This window comes from uncultured Phascolarctobacterium sp., assembly GCF_958349595.1.
Lineage (GTDB): Bacteria > Bacillota > Negativicutes > Acidaminococcales > Acidaminococcaceae > Phascolarctobacterium.
The window spans coordinates 273,101-297,154 of sequence record NZ_CATWDQ010000002.1; the positions used below are offsets into that span (position 1 = coordinate 273,101).

Below are 24,054 nucleotides of genomic sequence, written 5' to 3' on the forward strand. Positions count from 1 at the left end.
CTGGGGCAGGTGAAAAATGAGTATAAAGAAAAAACTGAGTATTTTTGTTTTGGGGTTATTATTGATACCCATGCTGTTATTACTGCTCTCAACGCAGCATTTTTTCGATCAGCAGATTCAGGAAAACGAGCGTAATTATTTACAGGTTGCGATGAAAACTGTTCGCAATGACATGGAGAACCGGATGGAAGAGATGCGCAAAGCCGGCTGGCTTTGCGTAGGAAATTCCAATCTTTATAAAGCCATCTATGACAAGGATAAAAACAAGCTCGATCTGGCGCTGCATAATTTAGAGCGTAATTATAGCTATCTTGACTATATAGCTATTGTTGACAGGGAAAACAGTATTTTGGTCAGCAGTTCTCCTTATTTATTATATCCTGACGGCAGTAAGATCAAAGTCCTGGCTGCCAGCAGTATGCTGTTTGGTCAAACGCATGTATCGGAAGAAGTCGTCAGTCTGGGAGAGCTGTTTACCAGGGATTCACTTGAGTATAATCAATTTTCGATAAAAATCCTCAATCAGCCTGCAGGTGCGGAAGAGTACCTGCGTAAAGCGTTAATGGGAATAGTTATAGTGCCGATCAGGGACAGGACTGCAAATAACGAGATTATCGGTGCTGTCATTTTGGGTGACTTGCTTAATAATGATAATTATTTTGCCGAACGTTACAGCAGAAATCTGGATAATTCTTTTTTAGCTTTTTCTATTGATGGTATCAGAATAGCTTCTAACATCCAGACCAATACTAAAAATAACTTTATTGGCAGCAGGGCCCCGCATGGTATCGGGAAATATCTGGCAGATGATAAACAGTATTTTGGCAAGGTGAAGGTCGATGACGAAGTACATGTTTTTTTAGACCAGAAAATATTTAACAGTGCGGAGGAACCGATCGCTATTGTTGGTATCGGTATTCCAGAAGAAAAATTTTCGGGTATTGTCAGCAATAATTATAAATATGTGCTGGGATTATTTTTCCTGTGCCTGCTGGCCATGCTGATCTTGGGCCAGCTGCTGGCTGAAAAAATAAGCTGTCCGATCGTACACGTTACTGATCTTACCCGTGACTATTACGAAAAGAATTTTGGCAATAAAGCTGTCTTAAACGGCAGAAAGGATGATGAAGGCGCTATATTGCAGGAAATGTTTGAAAAGTTTACGGCACAGCTGGAGCTGAGAAAACAGGAGAGCAGGTTATATTTGGAACAATTGGAATGCGAGCATGAACATCAGAAAAAATTAGCTGCAGAGCTGCAGAAAAATAATGAACAGCTGGAGTTAAATGTTGCTGAAAGGACTAAGTATTTACAGGAAGCTCTTAATGAACTGAAGAAAGTAGATGTTGCCAAATCACAGTTCATGGCAAATATCAGCCATGAACTGCGGACACCGCTCAATGCTATTATCGGGTCTGCCGATATTTTAAAAGATGATATTTTGGGTGCGTTGAATAAGAAACAGGAAAAATATGTTGCCAACATTTACAGCAGCAGTACTCATCTGTTGCAGCTGATCAATGATATTCTTGATATTTCCAAGATCGCCAGCGGAAAAATGACGCTTAATTACAGTGAATTTTATCTGAAGGAAATTGTTTTACAGACAGTAGAAAACGTAAAAAGCTATGTTGTCGATAAACAGTTAAAGGTAAATTTAACCTTTGAACCAGATGATTTTATGATTGAAGCAGATGCGGCCAAACTCAAACAGATCTTATATAATCTGCTTTCGAATGCTGTAAAGTTTACCCGGCAGGGCGGCGAGATAAAAATATATGTTTACCGGCGCGAAGATGCGGCAGAGTTTATTGTGCGTGATAATGGCATCGGGATCGCTGAACAGGATCAGGCAAGAGTTTTTGTGGAATTTGAACAGGTTGACAGCTCTTATACCCGTGAATATGAAGGTACGGGCTTAGGCTTGCCGCTGGTCAAAAAGATGGTAGAGATGCATGGCGGCTATGTTTATTTAAAAAGTGCTTTAGGGCAGGGCACGGAAGTTATTTTTTTGATACCTTTACAGCCGAAGATACAAAAACAGTAAAGAAAGAGGTGTACAGATGAAAACTGTTTTAATAGTGGACGATAATCTTAAAAATCTGGATTTATTCAAAGATTTTGTTGAAAGCTGGGGATATATGACTATTACTGCCCAGCAGGGGAAAGACGCGATCTGTTTTGCTGAACAATATTTGCCGGATATAATTCTTTTGGATGTTATGCTGCCAGGCATGAGCGGGTACGAGGTATGCCGCGAGTTAAAAGAGAATCCTAAAACGCAGCATATTCCGGTGGTGATGATCACTGTGCTTAATGATATTGCGGACAGGATTCATGGCTATAAAATAGGCGCGGACCAATTTTTGGTCAAACCGGTAGATTATAATGAACTGCACGCTATTTTGGGCAGCCTGTTTGGCAAGAAAAGTATGTACGATGAGATGGAAAGCAGATGGACTGTGATTGAAAGTCTCAATATTTTGCTGAAACAAATCTTACCTCCGGAGTCTGTTATAATGGCTGACCGTAAATTTCATTATTGCAGGAAGCTCTGTGATTATCTTAATCTATCAAAGAATGAGACTGAACAGGGACTGCTGCTGGTAAGGATACAGGATATCATAGCAACCCTGTGTAAACAGAAAGGTTCGACGCCGGAGGAAGAAATGGATTTTTTAGAGCCATTGAAAATGGAAAAATGGGCAAAATACCTGTTATTGTATATTCGTAATTATCTGAGTGGTGTCGACGAAAACCTGCAAAGAAAAATCAGGGAATGTCATTTGGAAAAGCTGGCAGGGATCAGTTTTGTTTTAGACCGCTATGGCAGTATTTTAGTAAGTGAAAATGGCGACGATAACAAGGCACTGTTAAAACTGCGGCAGGAGAGCAGTCAGTATGCCTATCCGGATGATGTGGTAAGATTGTTGGAACAGATCGTTAATGATGAATTATTTATGAAAAGTTTGAAATACAAGTAATTGGTATGAGGCCATAGGACTAAGGTCGTAGTCCTATGGCTTTTTTTTATGCAAGAATACAGCCTAAGGCTCACGAAGCCAAGTGCTAAATATTGTACAATCGAAACAGAAAGCAATGATACGCAAAGTTTCTGACAGAGAGGAAGATTTTTATGGCAAGATCATTATCCCCTATTGGTGTTAAACAGGATTTAGTTGGGCGTATTTTTGACATCCAGTCTTATTCTGTACATGACGGGCCCGGCTGCCGTACGCTGGTATTTTTATCAGGGTGCCCGCTGCGCTGCGAATGGTGTGCAAATCCGGAAGGTTTGGAAAACCGTGTACGTACATTATTCAGAGTTATGAAGTGCATCAACAGGTCCCAGGGCTGCAAACGTTGTATTTCCAAATGCCCGCATCAGGCGATTGCTCTTAGTGATGAAAAAGAAATACCATTGGCTATCGACTGGGAAAAATGCAAACACTGTGAAAGTCACGAATGTGTGGATGCCTGTTTGCAGGAAGCCTTTGTTCCTGCTTCGAGGGATATGAAAGTCTCCGAATTGATGAAAATTTTTGACCGCGACCGGCATTACTGGTCAGGTAAGGGCGGCGCTACGTTCAGCGGCGGCGATCCCATGTATCAGAAAGATTTTTTGCAGGCGGTTTTGAAAGAATGTCGTAATGCTTATATTCATACAGCGATTGAAACCAGCGGCTTTTTCCCGCAGGAAACTTATTTGGAAACCATGAAATATGTTGACTTTGCCTTTAATGATCTGAAGCATATGGATTCGGCGAAGCATCAAGAGAAAACAGGGGTTCCCAATGAACTTATTTTGTCTAATATTGCAGCTTTAGCACAATCAGACTGGCCGGGACGGCTGGTTTTAAGATCGCCTGTTATTGAAGGCTTTAATGACAGTAAAGAGAATATGGCGGCTATTGCAGAATTTATGCACAGTGTAGGCTTAACTGAATTTAATCTGCTGCCTTTCCACCGTCTGGGTGATTCCAAATGGAAATCCTGTGGGATGGTTTATCCCTATAGCATGTACGAAGCAACGCCACCTGAAAAATTAGAAGCTTTACAGAAGGTACTGCTTGATTTAGGTATCAAAGCTTATGTTGGTTCAGACACCCCATTTTAAAATTCCTCTATAGAACAGAAGCAGCGCACTGGTTTTGCTTGGACCGGTGTGCTGCTTCTGTTTTTTAGCTGTAGGACAACTAGTTCCAGAGGCTTAGGCAGCGTTCTATTTTTCAGACTTCCGCTCCTACTGGCGGCTCAATACTTAAGATTTTTCGCATAGTACACTTAAGGCAACCTAAGGGTACAGCAAGTGTAAATGTTGAATGGATGACTGCTTCTAAAAAATTACTGTAACCCTTATCGTGAATTCTATGTGAAAAAGGAGGATTTATTATGGCAAGAAAACTCGTTGATGTATTGGAAGAGCAAGGTATGTCCTTGAATCTTCAGGCCGGCGGTGAAGCACCGAAAGAGATGGTTGACCGTGAAGTAAAAGAAGGGGCTACAGAAAGAGCTGCTAAATTGAAAGATATTTATCTGCAGACTTTGTCTTCTGTAACCTGCGAATTCCCCTATTGGTATAACCGCGTATTCCAGGCTAATGAGGGTGACATCATGGAAGTACGCCGCGGCAGAGCTTTGAAAGCAGGCTTCGAGCATTTAACTCCCAGTATTTATCCTGGTGAATTACTTGTTGGTGCCAAAACTCAATATTATCGCGGTTCTTTCCCGATGCCGTGGCTGTCTGAAGGCTTCTTCATGGCCAAGGAAGATGAATTATACCAGGCTGCTTTGGCTTCCGGTTCTGCCAGTGCTGACCAGGTCAGTGCTTATGGCGCCGGCGGCGGCAACGTAACTGAAAGTTTTGGTAATGTTGTTTCTATAGCTGGTAAATATGGTATCCGTAAAGATGAGGTCCGTGTTTTAACTAAACTTGCCCGCGAGTGGGTCGGTAAATCTGTTGACGATGTCGGCCATCGCTATGAGCAAATGGTTCCCGAATATCCGATCAAAGAAGCTGTTATGCGCAGCCTGATCTGTATGTTTGACTCCGGTTATACCCTGCCGCAGGGCCGTGAAGTAATCAACTACTTCTATCCTTTGCAATATGGTTACGACGGATTGATCAAAATGTGCGAAGAAGGCATTGCTGAGACGGCTGGCCGTCCTGATGGTGATGGCATTATCGGTATGAGCAGGCTGTATTTCTATGAAGCCGTTAAACTGGTTCTTGAAGGTATCCAAACCTGGCATCTGCATTATGCTGAAGAGGCAAAACGTCTGGCTGCTACTGAAAAGAACGCCAAACAAAAGAAAGAATATGAAGAAATCGCCGAGATCATGGAACATATCGCTCATAAACAACCGCGTACCTTCCGTGAAGCTCTGCAGATGATCTACATGGTCCATATGGCCTCCGTCAATGAAGATGCTATTTCCGGCATGTCTCCCGGACGTATCGGACAGGTTCTTTGGCCATGGTTCGAGCAGGATATGGAAGCTGGACGTATCACCGAAGCTGAAGTACTGGAACTTTTGGAATGCTACCGCGTAAAAATGACCTGTATCGACTGCTTCGCTTCGATGGGCGTTGTTGGCGGCGTACTTTCCGGCAATACTTTCAACAATGTCTGCATCGGCGGCTTGACCCGTGACGGTCAATCAGCTGCTAACAGACTGGAAATGCTGCTTTTGGAAGCTGGTATGACCTGCCAGACCACGCAGCCGACTCTGTCTGTATTGTATGATGACAAACTGCCTGAAGAATTCCTGCTGAAAGCTGTAGAGTGCGAAAAGAGCGGCACCGGCTACCCGGCCTGGATGAACAACCGCGGCGGTATCGAGTTCATTATGAAGAACTACGGCCCGGAAGGCATGAATCTGGAAGATGCACGCGCGTTCTCTATCGGCGGCTGTCTGGAAACGTCTCCCGGCATTTGGAAAGAATTGGAACTGAACGGCAAGAAATACTGGATTCCGGGCGGCGCAGGCCAACCGACTTCCGTAGGTGTACATTTTATTTCCAACCCGAAAGTTCTGGAAATGGTACTTACTAACGGTTATGACAGACGTATTGATTTGCAGGTTTTGCCGCCTCATAACAAAACCTTCAAAACTTATGAAGAATTGTATGAACAATTCCTTAAATACTATGACATCGTCATTGATTGTCTGGTAACTACCAATAATATCCAGCATGACGTATGGCGTAAACACAATATGTCGCTGGTCAACTCCTTCCTGAAACCTGACTGCCTGGCAAAAGGCCAGCATATCGGCAATATGGGTTATCGCTACAATGCTACATATAACATTGAAGATACCGGTACGATCAATATGGTCAACTCCCTGTACAACATCAAGAAATTGGTATTTGAAGATAAGAAATACACTCTGGAAGAACTTACAGATGCGCTTATCAACAACTTCGGTTTCAAAAATGCTGATGAAATCGGCAGCTTCTCGCTTGAAGCTCAGGAAAAACGCGATGATGATGACGGACGTTACGATCAGATCCATGCAGATTGCCTGAGATCCTTCAAATATGGCAACGATATTCCTGAAGTCGACAGCATTTTGGCTGAGTTTGAAGACTGGTACTGCGGCTGCGGCGATAAATATGAATCTCTGTATGCCAAACCGTTCTATGTCTGCCAGATGTCCGTATCCACTCATGCACCGCAAGGCGCTGCCACTCTGGCTTCTGCCGACGGTCGTCTTTCCGGCACTACCTTTGCTGACGCTTCCATGTCCGCATACCCCGGTACCGACCGCAATGGCGCCTATGCCTTGTTCGAATCCGCTACTTGCTGGGATCACAGCAGATCTCAAAACTCGCAGATGAACCTGAAACTGCATCCGAATGCAGTCAAAGGCATCGAGGGTTCCAAGAAATTGTTGGATCTGACCCGTTCTTACATGAGAAAAGGCGGTTTCCATATCCAATTCAATATCGTCGATTCCAAAGTTTTGAAAGATGCTCAAAAACATCCTAACAACTATCGTGACCTCTTAGTTCGTGTAGCCGGCTTTACTCAATACTGGGTAGAAATCGGCAAGCCGATCCAGGACGAAGTTGTTGCAAGAACCGAATACGAAGGAGTGTGAGTCACAATGGCTAAAAATAATCATGCTGATTGCCGTAATTTTACCCCCATTGACGTTGCGAAAGGTATCTGCCACGCCAATAATGACAGTATTATCCTTATTGACAGTGAAACCTGCCCGATGTTCGATCCTATCGCTAAATGCAAATGCTGCAAATGCTTTGTAGAAGCTGATGAAAACAACATTGGTATCTGCGACGGCTTTAAGAAAAAAGACTGGACCTATGGCGATCTGAAAGCTGTATATTGCGAACAGTTTACAAGAAAATAAGTTTATTACAATACTTCCTCCTTAACTAAATTAAGTTGGCGGATGCAGGAGCCTGCATCCGCCTCTTTTCAAAATGGGGCTGAAATTTGTAATTACTATTAACTCATAATCTTTTACAGATTTGTGAGATGAAGGGATGGTTTGTATGGATGCGAAAAGAACCTCTTACTTTGTAGTTGTTGCTGCGTGGTTAGCAGTATTTTGCCTGTTTGGTTACCGCTCTACTTTTGCGATCCTGGCCGGGCCGATGTCACAGACGATGGGCTGGACCGGTGCGCAGGTATCGTTAGGCTATTCGCTGATGATGAGCATGTATGCTGTTACAGCTTTTTTCAGCGGGATGATTTTGGATAAATGGGGCACTAAGCCTGTTTATACTATTGCCGCAGTTTTTTGTATGCTGGGCTTTTACCTGACCGCTAAAGTTGAATCTTTGTATGCTTATTATGCAGCCTATGCCATTTTTGCCGGTATCGGTACCGGTATGCTGTGGGTATCGTCAACTATTTCCATTCGTAAATGGTTTGTCGGCAAATATTATGCCAAAATGTGGGGCATTGCTTTTGCCGGTGCTCCGATGGCGCAGATCCTGCTCAGTCTGGGCGTAAAACCGATGCTGGTACAGAATGCAGGTCAATGGCGTGACGCTATGACGATTCTGGGCTGGGTCTCTCTGGTAGCGCTGCTGCTTGCCGCTCTGTTGGCGAAAAAGAATCCGGAACAGTACGGACTGCATGCTTTTGGTGAAGTTCCACCAGCCAAAGGTACGGCTGCTCAGCAGGAATATCCCTGGAAGATTGGCGAAGCGTTCAGTACTTTCCCTATTTGGGGTTCGATCTTTGCTTTCCTGACCAGTATGGTTGCAGAATTTTTGATCTGGACGCAGGTCGTTACCTATTGGACCAAAGATTTGAAGATGACCTTGGATAACGCGACTAACCTTTATATCATCATCGGTATCGCCGGCATCTTCACGATGCCGCTGTTGGGTATCGTATCCGATAAATTAGTTGTAGCGATGAAAAATGAAATCAAAGCCAGAAAAACCATGCTTATCTTTGGACCGGCGGTAGGTGCTGTGGCATGTCTGTTGCTGATGACCATGGGGCCGCAGTCCACTACTTTAGGCGCTTTGATCTGCATATTGTTTGCTGTTTACTGGGCCATCGAGCCGGGCGGCGTCGTTGGTTATGCGGGCGCTATCTATGGCCGCGTCAGCCTTGGTAAATTGTGGGGGCTTGCTACCCTGATCGTTATGGGTATCGGTCCGGCGCTGGGCAGCTTTATGGGTGGTTATCTGGCCGACACAACCGGTAATTTTATTGCCTCCATTAAGTTTGCGCTGTGTTCCTTTGTTATTTCAGCGATTATTGCCTTTATTTTGCCGCTGAAAATAAAGGTCCCTGATCGTAAAGATGTAGTTTTAGAAGAAAACGAAGATTATACAGAATAAATATGATTTTAAACAACTAGCGTGATTATAAAATATTTATTTAGGGGCTGAAAATATGAAAGTATTGGTAATTGGTGACAGCTACGGTTTACCGCGCTATGCCAAAGACAGTTTTAATGTAGAACTGGATTATGCGGGAACATATCCTGAACAGCTGCGCAGAATGCTTACTGCTCATTTTGCAGAAGACATCTGCCTGGTAAACCGCTGCCGCCATGCCAATACCAGTTTAAGCCTTATAAAAGGCGAGGCCAATGAAATAGAATTTTTACGTCCCGACTATACAATACTGCAATTGGGGCTGGTCGATTTATGGCCGGCCGAAGGACGAAGAATCTGGCCGCTTTATTCGGAACAGTACGGTCGTGACCCCTGGGTTACGCCTGATGAATATAAAAATAATCTGCAGCTTTTTATAAAATTTGCCAATAGCAGGGGCAGCAAAGTGATCCTTGTAAATAGTCCACCTGTAAGTAAGCCGCATCTGCTTAAACATACAGGGTTAGAAAAAAAGATCGCGCAGTATAATAATCTGCTGGCAAGGTTAGCGCCGGGTGCCAAAGGAATCCTGCTGGACTGGCATGAAAGTGTAAAGTGCTTGGCAGAGAGAAACGTATTTGGCAGCGACGGCATCCATCCGACCAGGGAAGCGTCAAAGCTGCTGGCCAGGCTGCTTTTGCAGCAGATAATATCATTTGAGGAGGAGGCTGGAAATGGATAGAGAAGAACTTTTACAAACTATTATCGCTAAAGAAGCGGCAATGTTTGTTGCCGTAAAAGCCAGTGAACCTGCCGATTGTCAGGAAATGCTGAAAACCTTTCATCTGATGCGGGAAATGAGTCATTCGGTCCTGGCAGACGACACGCTTGCTTCATATCTGCAGGATCTGGAAACGGCAGCGGCGACGGGGCGCAATTTAATGACAGAAAAATATGCCCGTATGGAAAATCTGATCCCGGCGCTCAATGAAAATGAACTGATCTGCAAAATAGTGGATATTGAAAGGGAATGGCTGTATGAGGTACACCAAAAATATCCGCTGACAGTAGCTGTCGACGGCGGCTTCACCACCTATGCTGTTTGTGAATTGGAGACATATTCTGATGAAACTTTAAATTTATACTATCGTGATATCTTTTTGGCAGTCACACAAAAGCGTAATCTGGTCGAAGAACGTTACCAGTATCTATACTGCAGATTAGGATTTAAAGATTTGGAGGAAGTTGAAACTCTGGCTCAAAAACGTGCGGCGGCAAAGGAGTGAAGAAAATGCAGAGAGATGAAATTATGCAGCGGATCATTGACCTGGAAACCGAGATGTTTACCGCAGTCAACGCGGAAGAAGCAGTACCTGCCAATACCATACCGGCTTTTAAGGAAATGCGCCGTATGACATATTCTGTTTTATCAGATAAAACAGTTGCCTTATGGCTGCAGGATCTGGAAACAGCAAAAAAAGACGGGCGTAATATTATGACGGAAAAATACGCTCTGATTGGCGGACAGATACCGACACTGCAGGAAAATCCGCAGATTGTAAAAATAGTGGATGTAGAAGAAAAATGGATGAATGAACTGGCTTTCAAATATCCGCATGCTGTCAAAAGAGAGCGTGCCAATGCAGAGCTTTTCAGAAAATATGCGTTGTGTGAATTGCAGACCTGGTCTCCGGTCACGATCAATGCCTATTTTGAGGATGTGAAAAAGGCTATGGAAGAAGGTCGTAATCTGGCGGAAGAGCGTTATGATAACCTGTACCAGAATATTGGGAAAGGGCGCCTGCGTGATGTGGAAGAATCATTAAAATAAAGTTTTTCAGGAAGGTTTTTTGTTGATACAAAAAACCTTCCTTTCTGTTATAATGATAAACAGAACAGTTAAGAATGGAGTGGTATGATGCTGCGTAAAATTTTATTAGTGATGAGTATGATGTTTATCCTGTCGGCAGGAGCTGCGGCTGCTGCAGATAAAACATATGAAGTGCCGGAAGGAAACTGTACGATCAGCCTGCCGGATAACTATGCTGTGACAGTTGTGGAACGTCCGACTGATCCGAATGATGAACTGGGTGTTCAGGTCGCTCAGCTTTCTGTCAGCGATCCTGCGGATAAATCGCTGGCTATGCATGTTATGGTGGAAAGCAGCAAGCTGACTAAAGAATTGCCGGACCTTGATTATAAACCGGGCGGAGTGATGAAGGACTATTTTGCTGAAAACCTGCAAAACAGCGGCTGGCAGGAACCTGTGGTAACAGGTGAACAGCAGAATGAAAACATGTATTTTATTAAATTTAGCAGTTATATAGCCGATAGCGTGGGACAGAAATATGACGGACAGATCTATGCTACGCTGAAGAACGGAAAATTGATCTATCTGATGCTGATGAGTAAAGAACGTGCTTTGAAGCCTGATGAGAAAGCACTGTTAGAGGATACAGTAGCTAAATTGTATTTTAATGAACAAAGTGTGCCAGTTGTATCGGAAGATAATAAATAAAAGACAAAAGCTTCCTGGTTCCACCACGGAAGCTTTTGTCTTTTATTGTTTTACACGCAAAAAACGGCTGCGACTCGCACCACCGTAGTCGCAACCGCTTTTTGAGGTTGAAAGGATGAAAATAATTGAGAGAGAAGGGAGGAGGTAATTGCATTTAATGCTTTTGCCTTGTCTATATAATACCTCACGACAACAGGATTTGCATCTTACAATGGTTACATAATCTGTTTAATATAATTACATAATTATATTAAAGTTAAAAGTTTTTCATACTGAAACTCAAAAAATTATTTTGCTTTTTGGAAGCAGGCTTGATAAAATGCCATTAAGAGCTGACAGGTGGTGAAGAAATGCAGACAGTGGCGTGTTTTGGCGATTCTCTGATTTATGGTTTTCCTTTCGGTCCGCGTGTTTCGTGGATCGCGGAAGCGGAAAAGCTGACGGGGCATAAATTTTTAAATTATGGCGTTTGCGGCGATTGTACAGACGATATTTTAACCCGTCTGCAAACGGCGTTTTTACCGGAACAGACTACGCATATTTTATTTTGGGGCGGTGCGAACGATATCATTCAAATGCGGCCGCAGAAATTTATTGTGGAAGACCTGCAGAAAACAGTGTGTTATTGTCAGAATAAAAATTTAAAACCGGGTATAGTCTTGCCGCTGGTAACTGCCGAAAGCGGATTAAACAAATATCTTTTACCGCTGCGTGAGGCTATAAGCACAAATTTTGCAGAGTCGGTATGGCTGCTTGATCTGCAGCCAGCTGTGGGGTTGACTGCGGCAGCCAGGAAGAACGCCTATCTGGACGGCGTGCATCCGACTGCAGACGTTTACAGAGCAATGGGAAGATATGCCGCGCCGCTGCTTAAAAGCTGGCTGGAAAAAGATAATAGTAAATAAAGAAACTTTGCTTTCACGTGCCTTTTTGTATTATAATAAAGAAATAGATAAGTAGGCGGGCGTTAAGTTTAACGCAGTATTTATGCTGAATATTTAATTTATTGAAGATAGAGGAGAAAATCATGTTTATTGATCGAGCGAGAATATATGTTGAGGCCGGTGCCGGCGGTGATGGCCGCAGCAGTTTCAGACGTGAAAAATTTGTTGAAAAAGGCGGCCCGAACGGTGGTAATGGCGGTCGTGGCGGCGATGTGATTTTAAAAGCTGATAAAAATCTCAATACTTTGATCGACTTTCGCTACAAAAGAAAGTTTGTTGCCAAACGTGGCGGGCACGGCGGTAATTCCAACTGCACCGGTCCACGGGCCGATGATGTTATCGTAAAGGTTCCAATGGGTACTTTAGTGCGCGATGATGCTACCGGCGTGCGTCTGGCTGATCTGACTGAGGACGGTCAGGAATATGTTATTGCCAGAGGCGGCCGCGGTGGTAAAGGCAATGCCTGTTATGTTACAAGTACCAACAGGGCTCCGACTTTTGCTGAAAAAGGCGAACCGGGAGAATTGCGCTGGGTCAAGCTGGAACTGAAGCTGCTGGCTGACGTTGGTCTGGTTGGTTATCCTAGTGTTGGTAAATCCAGTATCATTGCCCAGGTTTCGGCTGCAAGGCCTGAAATCGCCGCTTATCACTTTACGACGCTGACCCCGGTTTTAGGTGTGGTGCGTATCGACGCTGAACGCAGCTTTGTTTTAGCCGATATTCCCGGACTGATCGAAGGCGCGCATGAAGGCGTAGGTTTGGGGCACGATTTCCTGCGCCATGTGGAGCGTACTAAAGTGCTGCTGCATGTTTTGGACGTTTCCGGTACCGACGGCCGTGATCCCATCGAAGATTTTGAAAAAATCAATTTCGAGCTGTCGCAATACAGTGAACGTTTGGGGCGGCGCAAACAGCTGGTAGTTGCCAATAAAATGGACTTGCCGGAAGGGCAGGAAAATTTCCAGCGTGTTAAAGAATATGTAGAAGCCAAAGGCTATGAGATCGTAAAAGCTTCGGCCGCTACCGGTGAAGGCCTGCAGGAACTGATGTATAAGGCTTATGAGATGCTGCAGAACTTTGAACCTGAGCCGGATGAAGAAGAACATATCATGATAGATGAAATCGACCCGGACAGCTTTGAGATCACAGCCTGTGCAGATGCGGATTTTGAAGTAAAAGGTAAAAATATCGAGCGCCTTGTAGCCATGACAAATTTTGATAATGACGAAGCATTGTACCGCTTCCAGCTGATCTGGAAAAGTCTGGGTATCGATGCGGCTTTAAAAGAAAAAGGTATTCAGGAAGGTCAGACAGTACGTATCCGCGATATGGTGTTTGAGTTTAAAGAATACTAAGATTTTAACGAGGGGACTGAGCTGGATGACTTTTGACCGCTCTGCGCTGAAAGAAGCCAAACGTATCGTAGTGAAGGTTGGTACCAGTACCATAACCTACGCTAACGGTAAACGTAATTTTGAACAGATCGACCGATTGGCCCGTGAACTTGCCGACTTACAGAATCAGGGCAAAGAAATGATCCTGGTGACGTCCGGCGCTGTTGCCGTAGGCGTGGATCGTCTGGGCCTGCCCGAAAAACCCAGGACTATCCCCGGTAAGCAGGCTGCTGCTGCCGTAGGACAGGGGATTTTGATGCATACTTATGAAAAACTTTTTGCCGAATACGGGCAGATCGTGGCACAGGTACTGCTGACAAAAACAGAATCTTTGGACCGGCACCGTTACACCAATTCACGCAATACGTTTATGGAGCTGCTAAAAAACAGAGTTATTCCCATCGTCAATGAAAATGACGTTGTCGCTTTAGATGAATTGAAGATCGGTGATAATGATAATATGTCGGCACTGGTAGCCGGTATCGTCGATGCCGATCTGGTCGTGATCCTTTCCGACGTAGACGGATTGTATACAGCAAACCCACAGACGCATCCCGATGCAAAACTGGTGAGTATCGTCAGCGATATTACCCCGGAGATTGAGGCCAGTGCCGGTGGTGTTGGCAGCAGCTTAGGGACTGGCGGTATGTTTACCAAGTTGCAGGCGGCTAAAGCCGCCACCAGTTCGGGTATCCATCTGGCAATTGCCCGCGGCGACGAAAAATATGCTATTGCCCGCATTTTGCAGGGTGAGAATATTGGCACGGTCTTTGTTTCCAAAGAGAACCGTCTGCAGTTCCGTAAACGCTGGCTGGCCTTTGGGGCCCGCATCATGGGTAAACTTGTTATTGATGAAGGCTGCGCCAAAGCCGTGCGCAAAGCAGGCGGCTGCAGCATTTTGCCGGCAGGCATCACGGCGGTTGAAGGGCAGTTTGAAGCCGGTAATACCGTCAGCGTTGTCGACCTGGCCGGGCATGAACTGGCACGTGGTTTGAGTCACTATTCTTCAGCGGAACTGGAGCAGATCAAAGGTGCAAAAACCTCGGAAATAGAAGACAGAATAGGTCATAAAAATTACGACGAGGTCATCCATCGTGATGATCTGGTTATTTTGGGCTAGGAGGAGACCGGCATGGCAACTTATGAAATGGTGCGTACTAAGGCCGAAGCTGCACATCGTGCGGCTGCTGAACTGGCAGTAACTTCTACCGTGATCAAAAATAAAGCGCTGCTGGCTATGGCCGCCGCGCTTGAAGCTGGAGTGACGGAAATTTTGGCGGCTAATGCCAAAGATATGGAAGCCGGCCGCGTTAATAATATGAAAGCATCGATGCTGGACAGACTGGCGCTTTCACAGGAGCGTATTGATGCTATGGCCGAAGGACTGCGTCAGGTAGCGCAGCTGGAAGATCCTGTTGGCAATGTTTTGGATGGACGCAGAATGCCGAATGGTCTGACTGTGACGAAAGTACGTGTTCCTCTTGGTGTTATCGGTATTATTTATGAAGCCCGCCCGAATGTTACAGCCGATGCCATCGGCTTATGTGTAAAATCAGGCAATGCGGTTATTTTGAAAGGCGGCAGCGAAGCCCTGCATTCAAATATTGCTATTGCCGGTATCTTGACGCAAGCAGCAGAGGTAGCCGGCATACCGGCAGGGGCCATACAGTTTATCGACAGCAGTGACCGTCAGGCTGTAACTGATCTGATCAAAATGAACGGACTGGTCGACGTAGTCATTCCCCGCGGCGGGGCCGGACTTATTCAGGCTGTGGTGCAGAATGCCACGGTACCTGTAATCGAAACAGGTATTGGCGTCTGCCATACCTATGTAGATGCCGGAGCCGACTATGATATGGCGCGCGCGATCGCTATCAATGCCAAGGTGCAGCGTCCGGCAGTATGTAATGCGATGGAAACATTGCTGGTGCACGAGGACGCCGCTGCTGAATTTTTGCCGCAGATGCTGGCCGAATATTTTGCTGCCGGCGTAACGGTCATCGGCTGCGAGAAAACGCAGTCTTTTGATAAGCGTATCCAGGCAGCAACGGAAGCAGACTGGGCCACGGAGTACGGTGATCTGCGTTTATCGGTAAAAATAGTCAGCGGTCTGGACGAGGCGCTTGCGCATATTGCCAGATATGGTACTAAACATTCTGAATGTATCGTTACCAGCGACTATGGACATGCCCGCATCTTTCAGCAGCGTGTCGATGCTGCCGCAGTTTACGTTAACGCTTCAACACGTTTTACAGACGGTTTTGAATTTGGTTTTGGCGCTGAAATTGGTATCAGTACGCAAAAACTCCATGCCCGCGGGCCGATGGCTTTGCCTGAGCTAACCAGCAGCAAATATCTTATCAGCGGCGACGGACAAATACGGGGTTGATTTTAAAGTGAAAGCAGTCTGCGCTTGACGCAGGCTGCTTTTCTGTTTTTAAAAATCACTTTTTTGTCATACTTTTTGACTGATTTGTCATTAAAAAAACACAGAATTCATCTATCATAGGTTTTGACCAAAAGAATAGAATAAGCTATAATTTTAAACATGGTACGAGCTGATAAGGATAAGGATTGTTAATTTTGCGAAAGTAAAGAGGGATGTATGATGTTAGCATGGATAAAACGCAATAAATATGTACTGGGATTTTTGACGGTCCTGATAGCGATCGGCTATTTTGGCTACGGTTATTATAAAAGCAGCACTGAAGTCAAAGAAACGGTGCGCACGGCGACTGTTGAATACGGACACTTGGCCGACAGCATTTCAGCTACAGGCAGTTTGAGCGCCGTCGATAATGTGGATATCAGCTCCAAGATCACCGGACGTATCGTCGAAGTCTGCGTCGAAGAGAACGATCATGTTAACGCCGGGCAGGTGCTGGTACGCCTGGACGATACCTCACTGGCGGCCACACAGACTCAGATGCGGGCCAAAATGGAAAATGCTCTGGCAACCTATAACCGTTACAGTGCCCTGCTTGCCCAGGGTGCTATTTCCAGATCTGACTATGATCTGGCCGAAGCTGATTATACTGTCGCTAAAGCCAACTACGATCAGGCTACTTCCAATGTCAACGATACAGTCATCACTACGCCGATCTCCGGTTATGTTATCGGCAAGCCTACCCCTGTAGGACAGACGATCAGCTCCGGTATTTCCGAACCTCAGGTCATCATGTCCATTGCCAACCTTGATAATATGCAGATCGAAACGCTGGTCGACGAATCTGATATTGGCCAGGTCAGAGTAGGGCAGAAAGTAAACTTTACTGTTGATTCCTACCCTGACAGAACCTTTGAAGGTATCGTCAGACTGGTATCCCGTAAAGCAGTTACCGAAAATAATGTTATTTACTATACAGTATATGTAGATGTGGCAAACCCGGAAGGCAAGCTGCTGCCGACGATGACGGCCCGCGCCAATATTATCGTCAACGAAGCTGAAGGCGTGCTGATGGTGCCGGTCAACTGCCTGCGTACAGAAGGCAGCCGCCGTTATGTGCAGGTATATAATGAAGCAACTAAAGAGATCCGCGACGTAAATGTTGAAGTGGGAATGAGCGGTGATGACAAGATCGAGGTCAGCAGCTCTGAACTCAAGGCCGGCGATAAGCTTTTGATCAAAGCCGCCAAAGCGACACAAACCAATAATAACCGCATGGGCCCGCCGATGCGCTGATAAAATGAGAGGAGCTGCGCATATGACTGCTGTGATCAGACTTGAAGATATTATGAAAACATATGTTATGGGCGATGCCGTAGTCCATGCGCTCGATCATGTCAACGTCGAGATCGGCACCGGTGAATTTACTTCTATTATGGGGCCGTCCGGCAGCGGCAAATCAACAATGATGAATATTCTTGGCTGCCTGGATCGTCCGACTTCCGGTAAGTATTATTTAGACGGTAAAGAAGTGGCCGGCTACAGCGACGACGAACTGGCACGGACACGCAACGCAAAAATAGGTTTTGTTTTTCAAAACTTTAACCTGCTGCCCAAATTATCGGCGCAGCTGAACGTAGCCCTGCCCTTAGTTTATGCCGGTGTTGGCGAAGAAGAACGCTTGGAACGGGCTAAAACAGCACTGGAAGCAGTTGGTCTGGGCGACAGGATCGACCATAACCCCACAGAAATGTCCGGCGGTCAGCGACAGCGCGTAGCTATTGCCCGCGCCCTTATCAACGACCCGGCCATTATTATGGCAGACGAACCGACAGGAAATCTGGATACCAAGTCCAGTTATGAAATCATGGACATCTTTAAAAAAATGAATGATGACGGCAAAACGGTAGTCATGGTTACTCATGAGCCAGACATTGCCGAGCAGACCAAGCGTATTCTGACTATGCGTGACGGTAAGCTGGTCAGCGACGAATGGAGGACTGACCATGTTTAACGAATCCATCAAAATGGCGATCGACGGGATGATCTCTAATAAACTGCGTACTTTGCTGACGCTTTTGGGTATCATCATCGGCGTTGGTGCCGTTATAGCTATGGTCAGTCTGGGCTTTGGCGTGAAAGAACAGGTCAAAAGCAATATTTCCAGTCTGGGCAGTAATCTGCTCATCGTCATGTCAGGCGGCCGTACCGCCAGCGGCGCACGTCTCGCAGCTGGTCAGGGCGCGCGTCTGACGGCGGAAGATGCTTACGCTATCGAAAAACAGATCGAAGGCATTGCCTATGTTGCACCGGCTGTTTCCTCCTCCTATCAGTTAGTAGTAGGCAATCAAAACTGGACTGCCAGTGTGGAAGGAACAACGCCTAATGTGCTGGATATCCGCAGTTATAAACTGGCCGAAGGCCGGAATATGACGGAACGTGATCTCAGCAGTCGGGCCAGAGTCTGCGTTATCGGTCAGACCATTGTTGATAATCTGTTCCCCGAAGGCGATGCTGTCGGGAAAACCCTGCGGATCAATAAAGCTCCGTTTCAGGTCATCGGTGTCCTGGAAGCCAAAGGCCAGTCGGCCAGCGGTCAGGATCAGGACGACGTAGTCTATATTCCGCTGACAACGGCGCAAAACAGAATGATGGGCATTACCCATATCAGCAGGATCACGATCCAGGCCGAAAACGAAAACGTTATCGATCAGGTGCAGGCTGAAGTGGAACAGCTGCTGCGGCAGCGACATAAAATCAAAGCCGGCGACGATGACGACTTTACTGTACGGAACCTGGCGGCCCTGATGGAAACAATGATGGAAACTGCCAATACCATCACCCTGCTGCTGGGCTGCATTGCGGCCATCAGCCTACTGGTCGGCGGCATCGGCATCATGAATATCATGCTGGTTTCTGTTACTGAGCGGACAAGGGAAATAGGCATCCGCAAAGCGCTGGGCGCTACTTATAACAATATCCTGCTGCAGTTCCTGATCGAAGCCATGGTCATTGGCGTGGTCGGCGGTACGCTGGGCGTGATTTTAGGCATTGGTTCATCCTATGCCATCAGTTACTTCGCCGGCTGGCAAACCGTCATTTCCATACCCACGATTATCATTGCGGTGGTATTTTCCGTAGGCATTGGCCTCTTCTTCGGCATCTACCCGGCGCGCAAAGCAGCACTTTTAGACCCCATCGAGGCATTGCGCTATGAATAAAAATTATTGTGGTGAGCATGAAGTAAAACAAAATGCAGCTAAAAAAGCAACCTGGCACGAAAAAATGCAGGCCTTCTCAGACTATCTGGGAAGGCCTAAGACTGTTTTTGATTTAAAAGACCGTAGCAAAGCGTTGTTGCTCCTGGCAGCAATCATTATCGGCGTACAGTATCTGCTGAAAGTGCTTTTAAAATAATTTGCATATTTCGTGGCTAAAATATACTTTGGAAAATTTTGCTGGAAAAGTATGTTTTTTTGAAAGTAACTAAATTTGGCAGGATGATGTATTTTTAGTATCATATACTTGATATTTTAAGGAGGTCATAGATATGGAAAATGAATCATATGTAGAATCAGTTAAACGTGCAAGTATTGTGCAAAGCTTTTTTGCCCAGATTTATGGATGGATGTTTTTTGGACTTTTAACAACAGGGATAGTTGCTTATTATACGGCACATTCACCATTTCTGTTAAATTTGATTTTTAGCAGCAAAATAACTTTTTATGTGTTTTTATTTGCACCGATCGTTTTAGTTATGATAATCAGCAGTAAAATCAATTCTTTGAGTGCAAGTATGGCCAGCTTTCTGTTTTTTGTTTACTCGGCTGTCACTGGCATTACGCTTTCGGCAATTTTTCTTGTTTATACGCAGGAATCCATTGCCACGACTTTTGGGATAACTGCTGGTACTTTTGGCGCCACCGCTCTTTTTGGTTATGTTACCAAAAAAGATTTAAGTAAAATGGGCAGTATCCTGTTTATGCTTTTGATCGGCCTGATTATTGCTTCGGTCGTCAATATGTTTTTGAAAAATGACACTATGATGTGGGTGCTTACCTATGTGGGAATCATTATTTTTGTCGGTCTTACTGCTTATGATATGCAGAAGCTTAAAAAAATTGCCTATAGTATCGATGAGGATGAAAGCAGTATTGCTAAATTTGCGGTGCTGGGTGCGCTTACGTTATATCTTGATTTTATTAACCTGTTTTTACGGCTGTTGCAGATTTTTGGTAAGAAGCGTTAAAGTGGCTTGTGTGTAAGTTGCTCTGTGGTTTTAGTATAAAGAATAGTTTATGTGGAATTCCCAAAATGTCTGTTTCTTAAGAAACAGACATTTTGATTTTATATTGGGAAAGTAAGTGCAAAATAGAAATTCTAAGAAGTTTTCATTATTTAAATATTTACATATAGTTGTGCAAGCTTGCCTGTTTTTGGTATAATATAGTGATAATAAGGAAGGTGGGTAAACGAGTGAAGAGCAAAAAGCTTGGCATCATGGGCGGAACTTTTGATCCTGTTCATCTGGGGCATCTGCAGACGGCCAAGTTTATTTATGAGCATTTGGGCTTGGAAAGAATAATTTTTGTTCCCGCGTTTATTGCACCGCATAAGGTGGGGCTGGAGTTTGCTCCGGCTGCCGACCGTTATCGAATGACGGAGCTGGCAACAGAGCCTTATCCTTATTTTGAAGTTACTGATATCGAATTGCAGCGCAGCGGTGTTTCATATACTTATGACACAGTGATGGAACTGAAAGACCGCTATCCGGAATATGAGCTGTATTTTATTATTGGCGCCGATGCCGTACCGATGCTGAATACCTGGCACCGCATCAGGGAGCTGCTGGCAGAGGTCACTTTTATCGCTGCTGACAGGCCTGGTTATGGGCAGACGATCGACAAGGTGTGCGAGTTTTTTGGCGAACCTGCTAAAAATAAAATTATACTTTTGGCTACGCCTGAAGTGGATATTTCTTCGACGGGTATTCGTGAACGCGTCAGACAGGGACTTTCCATTAAAGGGCTGGTGCCTGAACGTGTAGCAGATTATATTTTGGAGGAACACCTCTACCGGTCTTAAAGGTAGGGAAAGGAGTTGTTATCATGCTGGATATCACAGAAATGAAAAAACTTCTTAAAGCATCTTTGCCGCATAAGCGGTTTAAACATTCTTTGGCTGTTTATGATACTGCTCTGGAATTGGCAGAGTTTTATGGATTAGATAAGGAAAAGGTTGGCGTGGGTGCGTTGTTGCATGATTGTGGGCGCGAAATACCTACACGTGATCTTTTGATGCACACGATTACTTTAGGGCTGCCGATGGACGATGTCGAAAGGAACCAGCCGATTTTGCTGCACGCCAAACTGGGCGTGTATTATGCCCGGCAAAAATATGGAGTTACTGATCCGGAGATTTTGGATGCGATCAGGTATCATACTACTGGCGCTGCCGGAATGAGCCAGACGGCGATGGTTGTTTATCTGGCGGATCTGTTGGAACCGACCCGCGATTTTGCCGGTATCGATGAAATGCGTCAGCTGGCAAAGGTCGATCTGGAGCAGGCGATGATGAAGGCTTACGCACAGACGATACGTTATCTGCTGGAATACGATCTTTTGGTACATCCTAATTGTATTGACGGCTATAACGAATTGGCGGCTAAGTTTAAAAGGCTTAAATTGAATTTGTAGGAGATGCCATGTCTGTGGAAGAAAATAGAGAAATCAGGCCGGTTCGCAGGAAGCGCAAATTGCGCTGGGGCCGGCTGGTATTTGTACTGCTGGTTTTAGCGGCGCTTTTGACAGGTGCTTTTTGGGGTACGGTCTGGGTCTACGATACTTTTATCAATCCGCCGAAGGTGGATGTTGTGGGCGCCAGCGATAAGATAACCCAGAATGAAATTTTGAACAAGCGTATCAACATTCTGCTTTTGGGCATTGATGATGGCGATAGTGATGCCGCGCCGGACGAGCCCAAGCGGACTGACGCCATGATGCTGGCCAGTTTTGACCCCGGTGAAAACAAGGTAGCGCTGCTGTCGCTGCCGCGTGACACTAAGGTGCAGATCCCCGGTCGTCCCGGCTGGGATAAGCTTAATGCTGCCTATGCCTACGGCGGGGTAATGATGGCCAAGCAAACAGTGGCCAATCTGCTGCAGGTGCCGATCCATTACTATGTATTAGTGGACTGGCGCGCTTTTATCGATGTCATTGATTTGATCGGCGGCGTCGATCTGTATGTGGAAAAGGATATGTATTATGAAGATCCTTATGCCGATCTGGTGATCGATATCAAGCATGGTTATCAGCATCTGGACGGTAAACGGGCCGGAGAGTATGTACGGTTCCGCAAAGACGAGCTGGGTGATATTGGCCGCGTGCAGCGTCAGCAGAAGTTTATGAAGGCGGCGGCGGCACAGATTTTTAATATCGATACTGTGACCAAGATTCCGGCACTGTTTTCGACTGTTGACAGGCATGTGGAGACTGATATGAATACCTTGACGATGATCAAGGCGGCCAACAGCTTTAAGCTGTTTGGCGATGAAAAGGTCAAGTCGGGTATGCTGTATGGTAATTTTGACGATACCGAAGGTATCAGCTATTGGGCTACCTCACGCGAGGAAGTTCAAAAATCTTTGGACGAAGTTGGCATTCCCTATATGAAAGATGATGAAGATGAGCAGGAATAAAGGAGGCGAAAAGATGGGTTTAACCACTAAAGAAATTGCAAACAGGATCGCGGCGGCAGCCAGCGATAAAAAGGCGAAGGATATTTTGCTGCTGAATATGGAGAATATTTCTCCTGTAACTGATTATTTTATTATTGCCAGCGCTGGAAATAATATTTTAGTTAAAGCTATTGCTGACAATATCGAAGATAAATTGGCGGAGGCAGGCGTTTTTGTGACGCACAAAGAAGGCTATGCTGAGGGCCGCTGGATTTTGATGGATTACGGCAATTGTGTAGCGCATATTTTCATTGATGAAGAGCGCGAGTTCTATAATCTGGAACAACTGTGGGCCGATGCTCCGTCGGAAGAATTTGTGGAGATCAAAAATGACTGATGTAAAGGATGGGGCAAAGCAGCTTAAATACCGTGCCGGCGACGTTGTTACCTTAAAGGTAGCACGACTGGGCGAAATGGGTGCTTTTCTTGATGCAGGGACCGGCGATACTTCTGACGATATCCTGCTGCATAAGCTGCAGCAGACGGAAGCGGTAAATGTCGGTGATGCGGTAAAAGTTTATTTGTATAAAGATCCGCATGGTCGGTTGACGGCCAGTCAGAAGCTGCCGAAAATGCGCGAAGGCCAGATCGGTTACGTGAAGGTTTTGAGCGTGACCAGGGACGGCGGCTTTGTGGATATCGGCGCTGAACGCGGCGTATTTTTGCCGTACAGTGAAATGCGCGGCCATGTATCGCCGGGACAGCTGGTCTGGATCAAGCTGTACCGTGATAAGACAGGGCGCCCTGCCGTAAGTATGCGGGTAGAGGAAGAGATGCTGAAGGCGTCCCGGCCTGCTACTGGCGTCAAGGTTGGCGACAGCGTGACCGGAACTATCTATAATATCCTGCCGGAAGGCTTCTTTATTTTTACCAATCAGCGCTTTTTAGCGTTTTTGCACCGCAGCGAGGTTCCTGGCGGACGGTTGGATTTTGGTCAGGAGATCACGGCGCGCATTACTTATATTCGCGAGGATGGCAGAATAAATCTTTCTTTGCGGCAGCAAAAAGAAAATGCGATGATTGCCGATGCGGAAGATATTTTAAGTTTTTTGCATAAGCGTAACGGTAAGATGCCTTACTGCGATACAACACCGATGGAGATCATCAAGGAGAAATTCGGTATCAGCAAAGCGGCTTTCAAACGTGCTTTAGGCCATTTGATGAAGGAAGGCCTGATCGTGCAGGAAGAAGGCTGGACGCTGCTGACTGAAAAAGGAAAAAACAGCAATGGCTGAAAATAATCCCGGCTTATGCCGGGATTATTTTT

At 45.5% G+C, this 24,054-nt stretch carries 24 protein-coding genes; all 24 read left to right on the plus strand.

What is annotated here, in order from left to right; all coding sequences use genetic code 11:
- The first annotated feature begins 16 nt into the window (after positions 1-16).
- A complete protein-coding gene (locus Q4G98_RS02905; RefSeq protein WP_298563562.1) occupies positions 17-2,047 on the plus strand; it encodes an ATP-binding protein in 2,031 nt (676 codons plus the stop codon).
- A gap of 16 nt (positions 2,048-2,063) precedes the next feature.
- Entirely contained in the window at positions 2,064-2,984 is a 921-nt protein-coding gene (locus Q4G98_RS02910; RefSeq protein WP_298563560.1) for a response regulator, read from the plus strand.
- A 152-nt stretch (positions 2,985-3,136) separates the two neighbouring features.
- Positions 3,137-4,117, plus strand: a complete 981-nt coding sequence (gene hpdA, locus Q4G98_RS02915) for a 4-hydroxyphenylacetate decarboxylase activase (protein WP_298563558.1) — start codon at positions 3,137-3,139, stop codon at positions 4,115-4,117.
- 275 nt (positions 4,118-4,392) lie between these two features.
- On the plus strand, positions 4,393-7,107 hold the full coding sequence (gene hpdB, locus Q4G98_RS02920; RefSeq protein WP_293663285.1) for a 4-hydroxyphenylacetate decarboxylase large subunit: 2,715 nt from the start codon (positions 4,393-4,395) through the stop codon (positions 7,105-7,107).
- 6 nt (positions 7,108-7,113) lie between these two features.
- Positions 7,114-7,377: a 4-hydroxyphenylacetate decarboxylase small subunit gene (gene hpdC / locus Q4G98_RS02925; protein ID WP_177561950.1), complete on the plus strand. Its 264-nt coding sequence runs from the start codon at positions 7,114-7,116 to the stop codon at positions 7,375-7,377.
- 145 nt (positions 7,378-7,522) lie between these two features.
- Positions 7,523-8,830: a nitrate/nitrite transporter gene (locus Q4G98_RS02930; RefSeq protein ID WP_177561952.1), complete on the plus strand. Its 1,308-nt coding sequence runs from the start codon at positions 7,523-7,525 to the stop codon at positions 8,828-8,830.
- A gap of 55 nt (positions 8,831-8,885) precedes the next feature.
- On the plus strand, positions 8,886-9,551 hold the full coding sequence (locus Q4G98_RS02935) for an SGNH/GDSL hydrolase family protein (protein ID WP_177561954.1): 666 nt from the start codon (positions 8,886-8,888) through the stop codon (positions 9,549-9,551).
- Positions 9,544-10,095, plus strand: a complete 552-nt coding sequence (locus tag Q4G98_RS02940) for a DUF4125 family protein (protein WP_177561956.1) — start codon at positions 9,544-9,546, stop codon at positions 10,093-10,095. The genes Q4G98_RS02935 and Q4G98_RS02940 overlap by 8 nt, the downstream gene beginning before the upstream one ends.
- Before the next feature lie 5 nt (positions 10,096-10,100).
- The gene (locus tag Q4G98_RS02945) at positions 10,101-10,640 is read left to right on the plus strand and encodes a DUF4125 family protein (protein WP_177561958.1); all 540 of its coding nucleotides are present in this window, start codon (positions 10,101-10,103) and stop codon (positions 10,638-10,640) included.
- A gap of 84 nt (positions 10,641-10,724) precedes the next feature.
- Positions 10,725-11,327, plus strand: coding sequence for a hypothetical protein (locus Q4G98_RS02950; RefSeq protein ID WP_298563552.1), 603 nt, complete (start codon positions 10,725-10,727; stop codon positions 11,325-11,327).
- A gap of 350 nt (positions 11,328-11,677) precedes the next feature.
- Positions 11,678-12,232, plus strand: a complete 555-nt coding sequence (locus Q4G98_RS02955; RefSeq protein WP_177561961.1) for a GDSL-type esterase/lipase family protein — start codon at positions 11,678-11,680, stop codon at positions 12,230-12,232.
- 122 nt (positions 12,233-12,354) lie between these two features.
- Entirely contained in the window at positions 12,355-13,626 is a 1,272-nt protein-coding gene (gene obgE, locus Q4G98_RS02960; RefSeq protein WP_293663248.1) for a GTPase ObgE, read from the plus strand.
- Positions 13,627-13,651: 25 nt separating this feature from the next.
- Positions 13,652-14,785 (plus strand): glutamate 5-kinase, encoded by a 1,134-nt coding sequence (gene proB / locus Q4G98_RS02965; protein WP_298563549.1) that lies wholly within the window; start codon positions 13,652-13,654, stop codon positions 14,783-14,785.
- A 12-nt stretch (positions 14,786-14,797) separates the two neighbouring features.
- Positions 14,798-16,054 (plus strand): glutamate-5-semialdehyde dehydrogenase, encoded by a 1,257-nt coding sequence (locus Q4G98_RS02970; protein ID WP_298563547.1) that lies wholly within the window; start codon positions 14,798-14,800, stop codon positions 16,052-16,054.
- Positions 16,055-16,270: 216 nt separating this feature from the next.
- Positions 16,271-17,347: an efflux RND transporter periplasmic adaptor subunit gene (locus tag Q4G98_RS02975; RefSeq protein WP_298563546.1), complete on the plus strand. Its 1,077-nt coding sequence runs from the start codon at positions 16,271-16,273 to the stop codon at positions 17,345-17,347.
- A gap of 22 nt (positions 17,348-17,369) precedes the next feature.
- The gene (locus tag Q4G98_RS02980) at positions 17,370-18,065 is read left to right on the plus strand and encodes an ABC transporter ATP-binding protein (RefSeq protein WP_293663240.1); all 696 of its coding nucleotides are present in this window, start codon (positions 17,370-17,372) and stop codon (positions 18,063-18,065) included.
- A complete protein-coding gene (locus Q4G98_RS02985; RefSeq protein WP_177561969.1) occupies positions 18,058-19,272 on the plus strand; it encodes an ABC transporter permease in 1,215 nt (404 codons plus the stop codon). Before Q4G98_RS02980 ends, Q4G98_RS02985 begins: the two co-directional genes overlap by 8 nt.
- Entirely contained in the window at positions 19,265-19,468 is a 204-nt protein-coding gene (locus Q4G98_RS02990; RefSeq protein WP_298563545.1) for a hypothetical protein, read from the plus strand. Before Q4G98_RS02985 ends, Q4G98_RS02990 begins: the two co-directional genes overlap by 8 nt.
- 133 nt (positions 19,469-19,601) lie before the next feature.
- Positions 19,602-20,300, plus strand: coding sequence for a Bax inhibitor-1/YccA family protein (locus Q4G98_RS02995; RefSeq protein WP_177561973.1), 699 nt, complete (start codon positions 19,602-19,604; stop codon positions 20,298-20,300).
- 227 nt (positions 20,301-20,527) lie between these two features.
- Complete coding sequence (nadD, locus tag Q4G98_RS03000; RefSeq protein WP_298563544.1) at positions 20,528-21,136, plus strand: nicotinate-nucleotide adenylyltransferase; 609 nt, start codon at positions 20,528-20,530, stop codon at positions 21,134-21,136.
- A gap of 23 nt (positions 21,137-21,159) precedes the next feature.
- Positions 21,160-21,747 (plus strand): bis(5'-nucleosyl)-tetraphosphatase (symmetrical) YqeK, encoded by a 588-nt coding sequence (yqeK, locus tag Q4G98_RS03005; protein WP_298563543.1) that lies wholly within the window; start codon positions 21,160-21,162, stop codon positions 21,745-21,747.
- A gap of 8 nt (positions 21,748-21,755) precedes the next feature.
- On the plus strand, positions 21,756-22,748 hold the full coding sequence (locus tag Q4G98_RS03010; RefSeq protein WP_177561977.1) for an LCP family protein: 993 nt from the start codon (positions 21,756-21,758) through the stop codon (positions 22,746-22,748).
- A 13-nt stretch (positions 22,749-22,761) separates the two neighbouring features.
- A complete protein-coding gene (gene rsfS / locus Q4G98_RS03015; RefSeq protein WP_293663000.1) occupies positions 22,762-23,124 on the plus strand; it encodes a ribosome silencing factor in 363 nt (120 codons plus the stop codon).
- On the plus strand, positions 23,117-24,022 hold the full coding sequence (locus tag Q4G98_RS03020) for a S1 RNA-binding domain-containing protein (protein ID WP_298563542.1): 906 nt from the start codon (positions 23,117-23,119) through the stop codon (positions 24,020-24,022). The genes rsfS and Q4G98_RS03020 overlap by 8 nt, the downstream gene beginning before the upstream one ends.
- Positions 24,023-24,054: the final 32 nt, after the last annotated feature.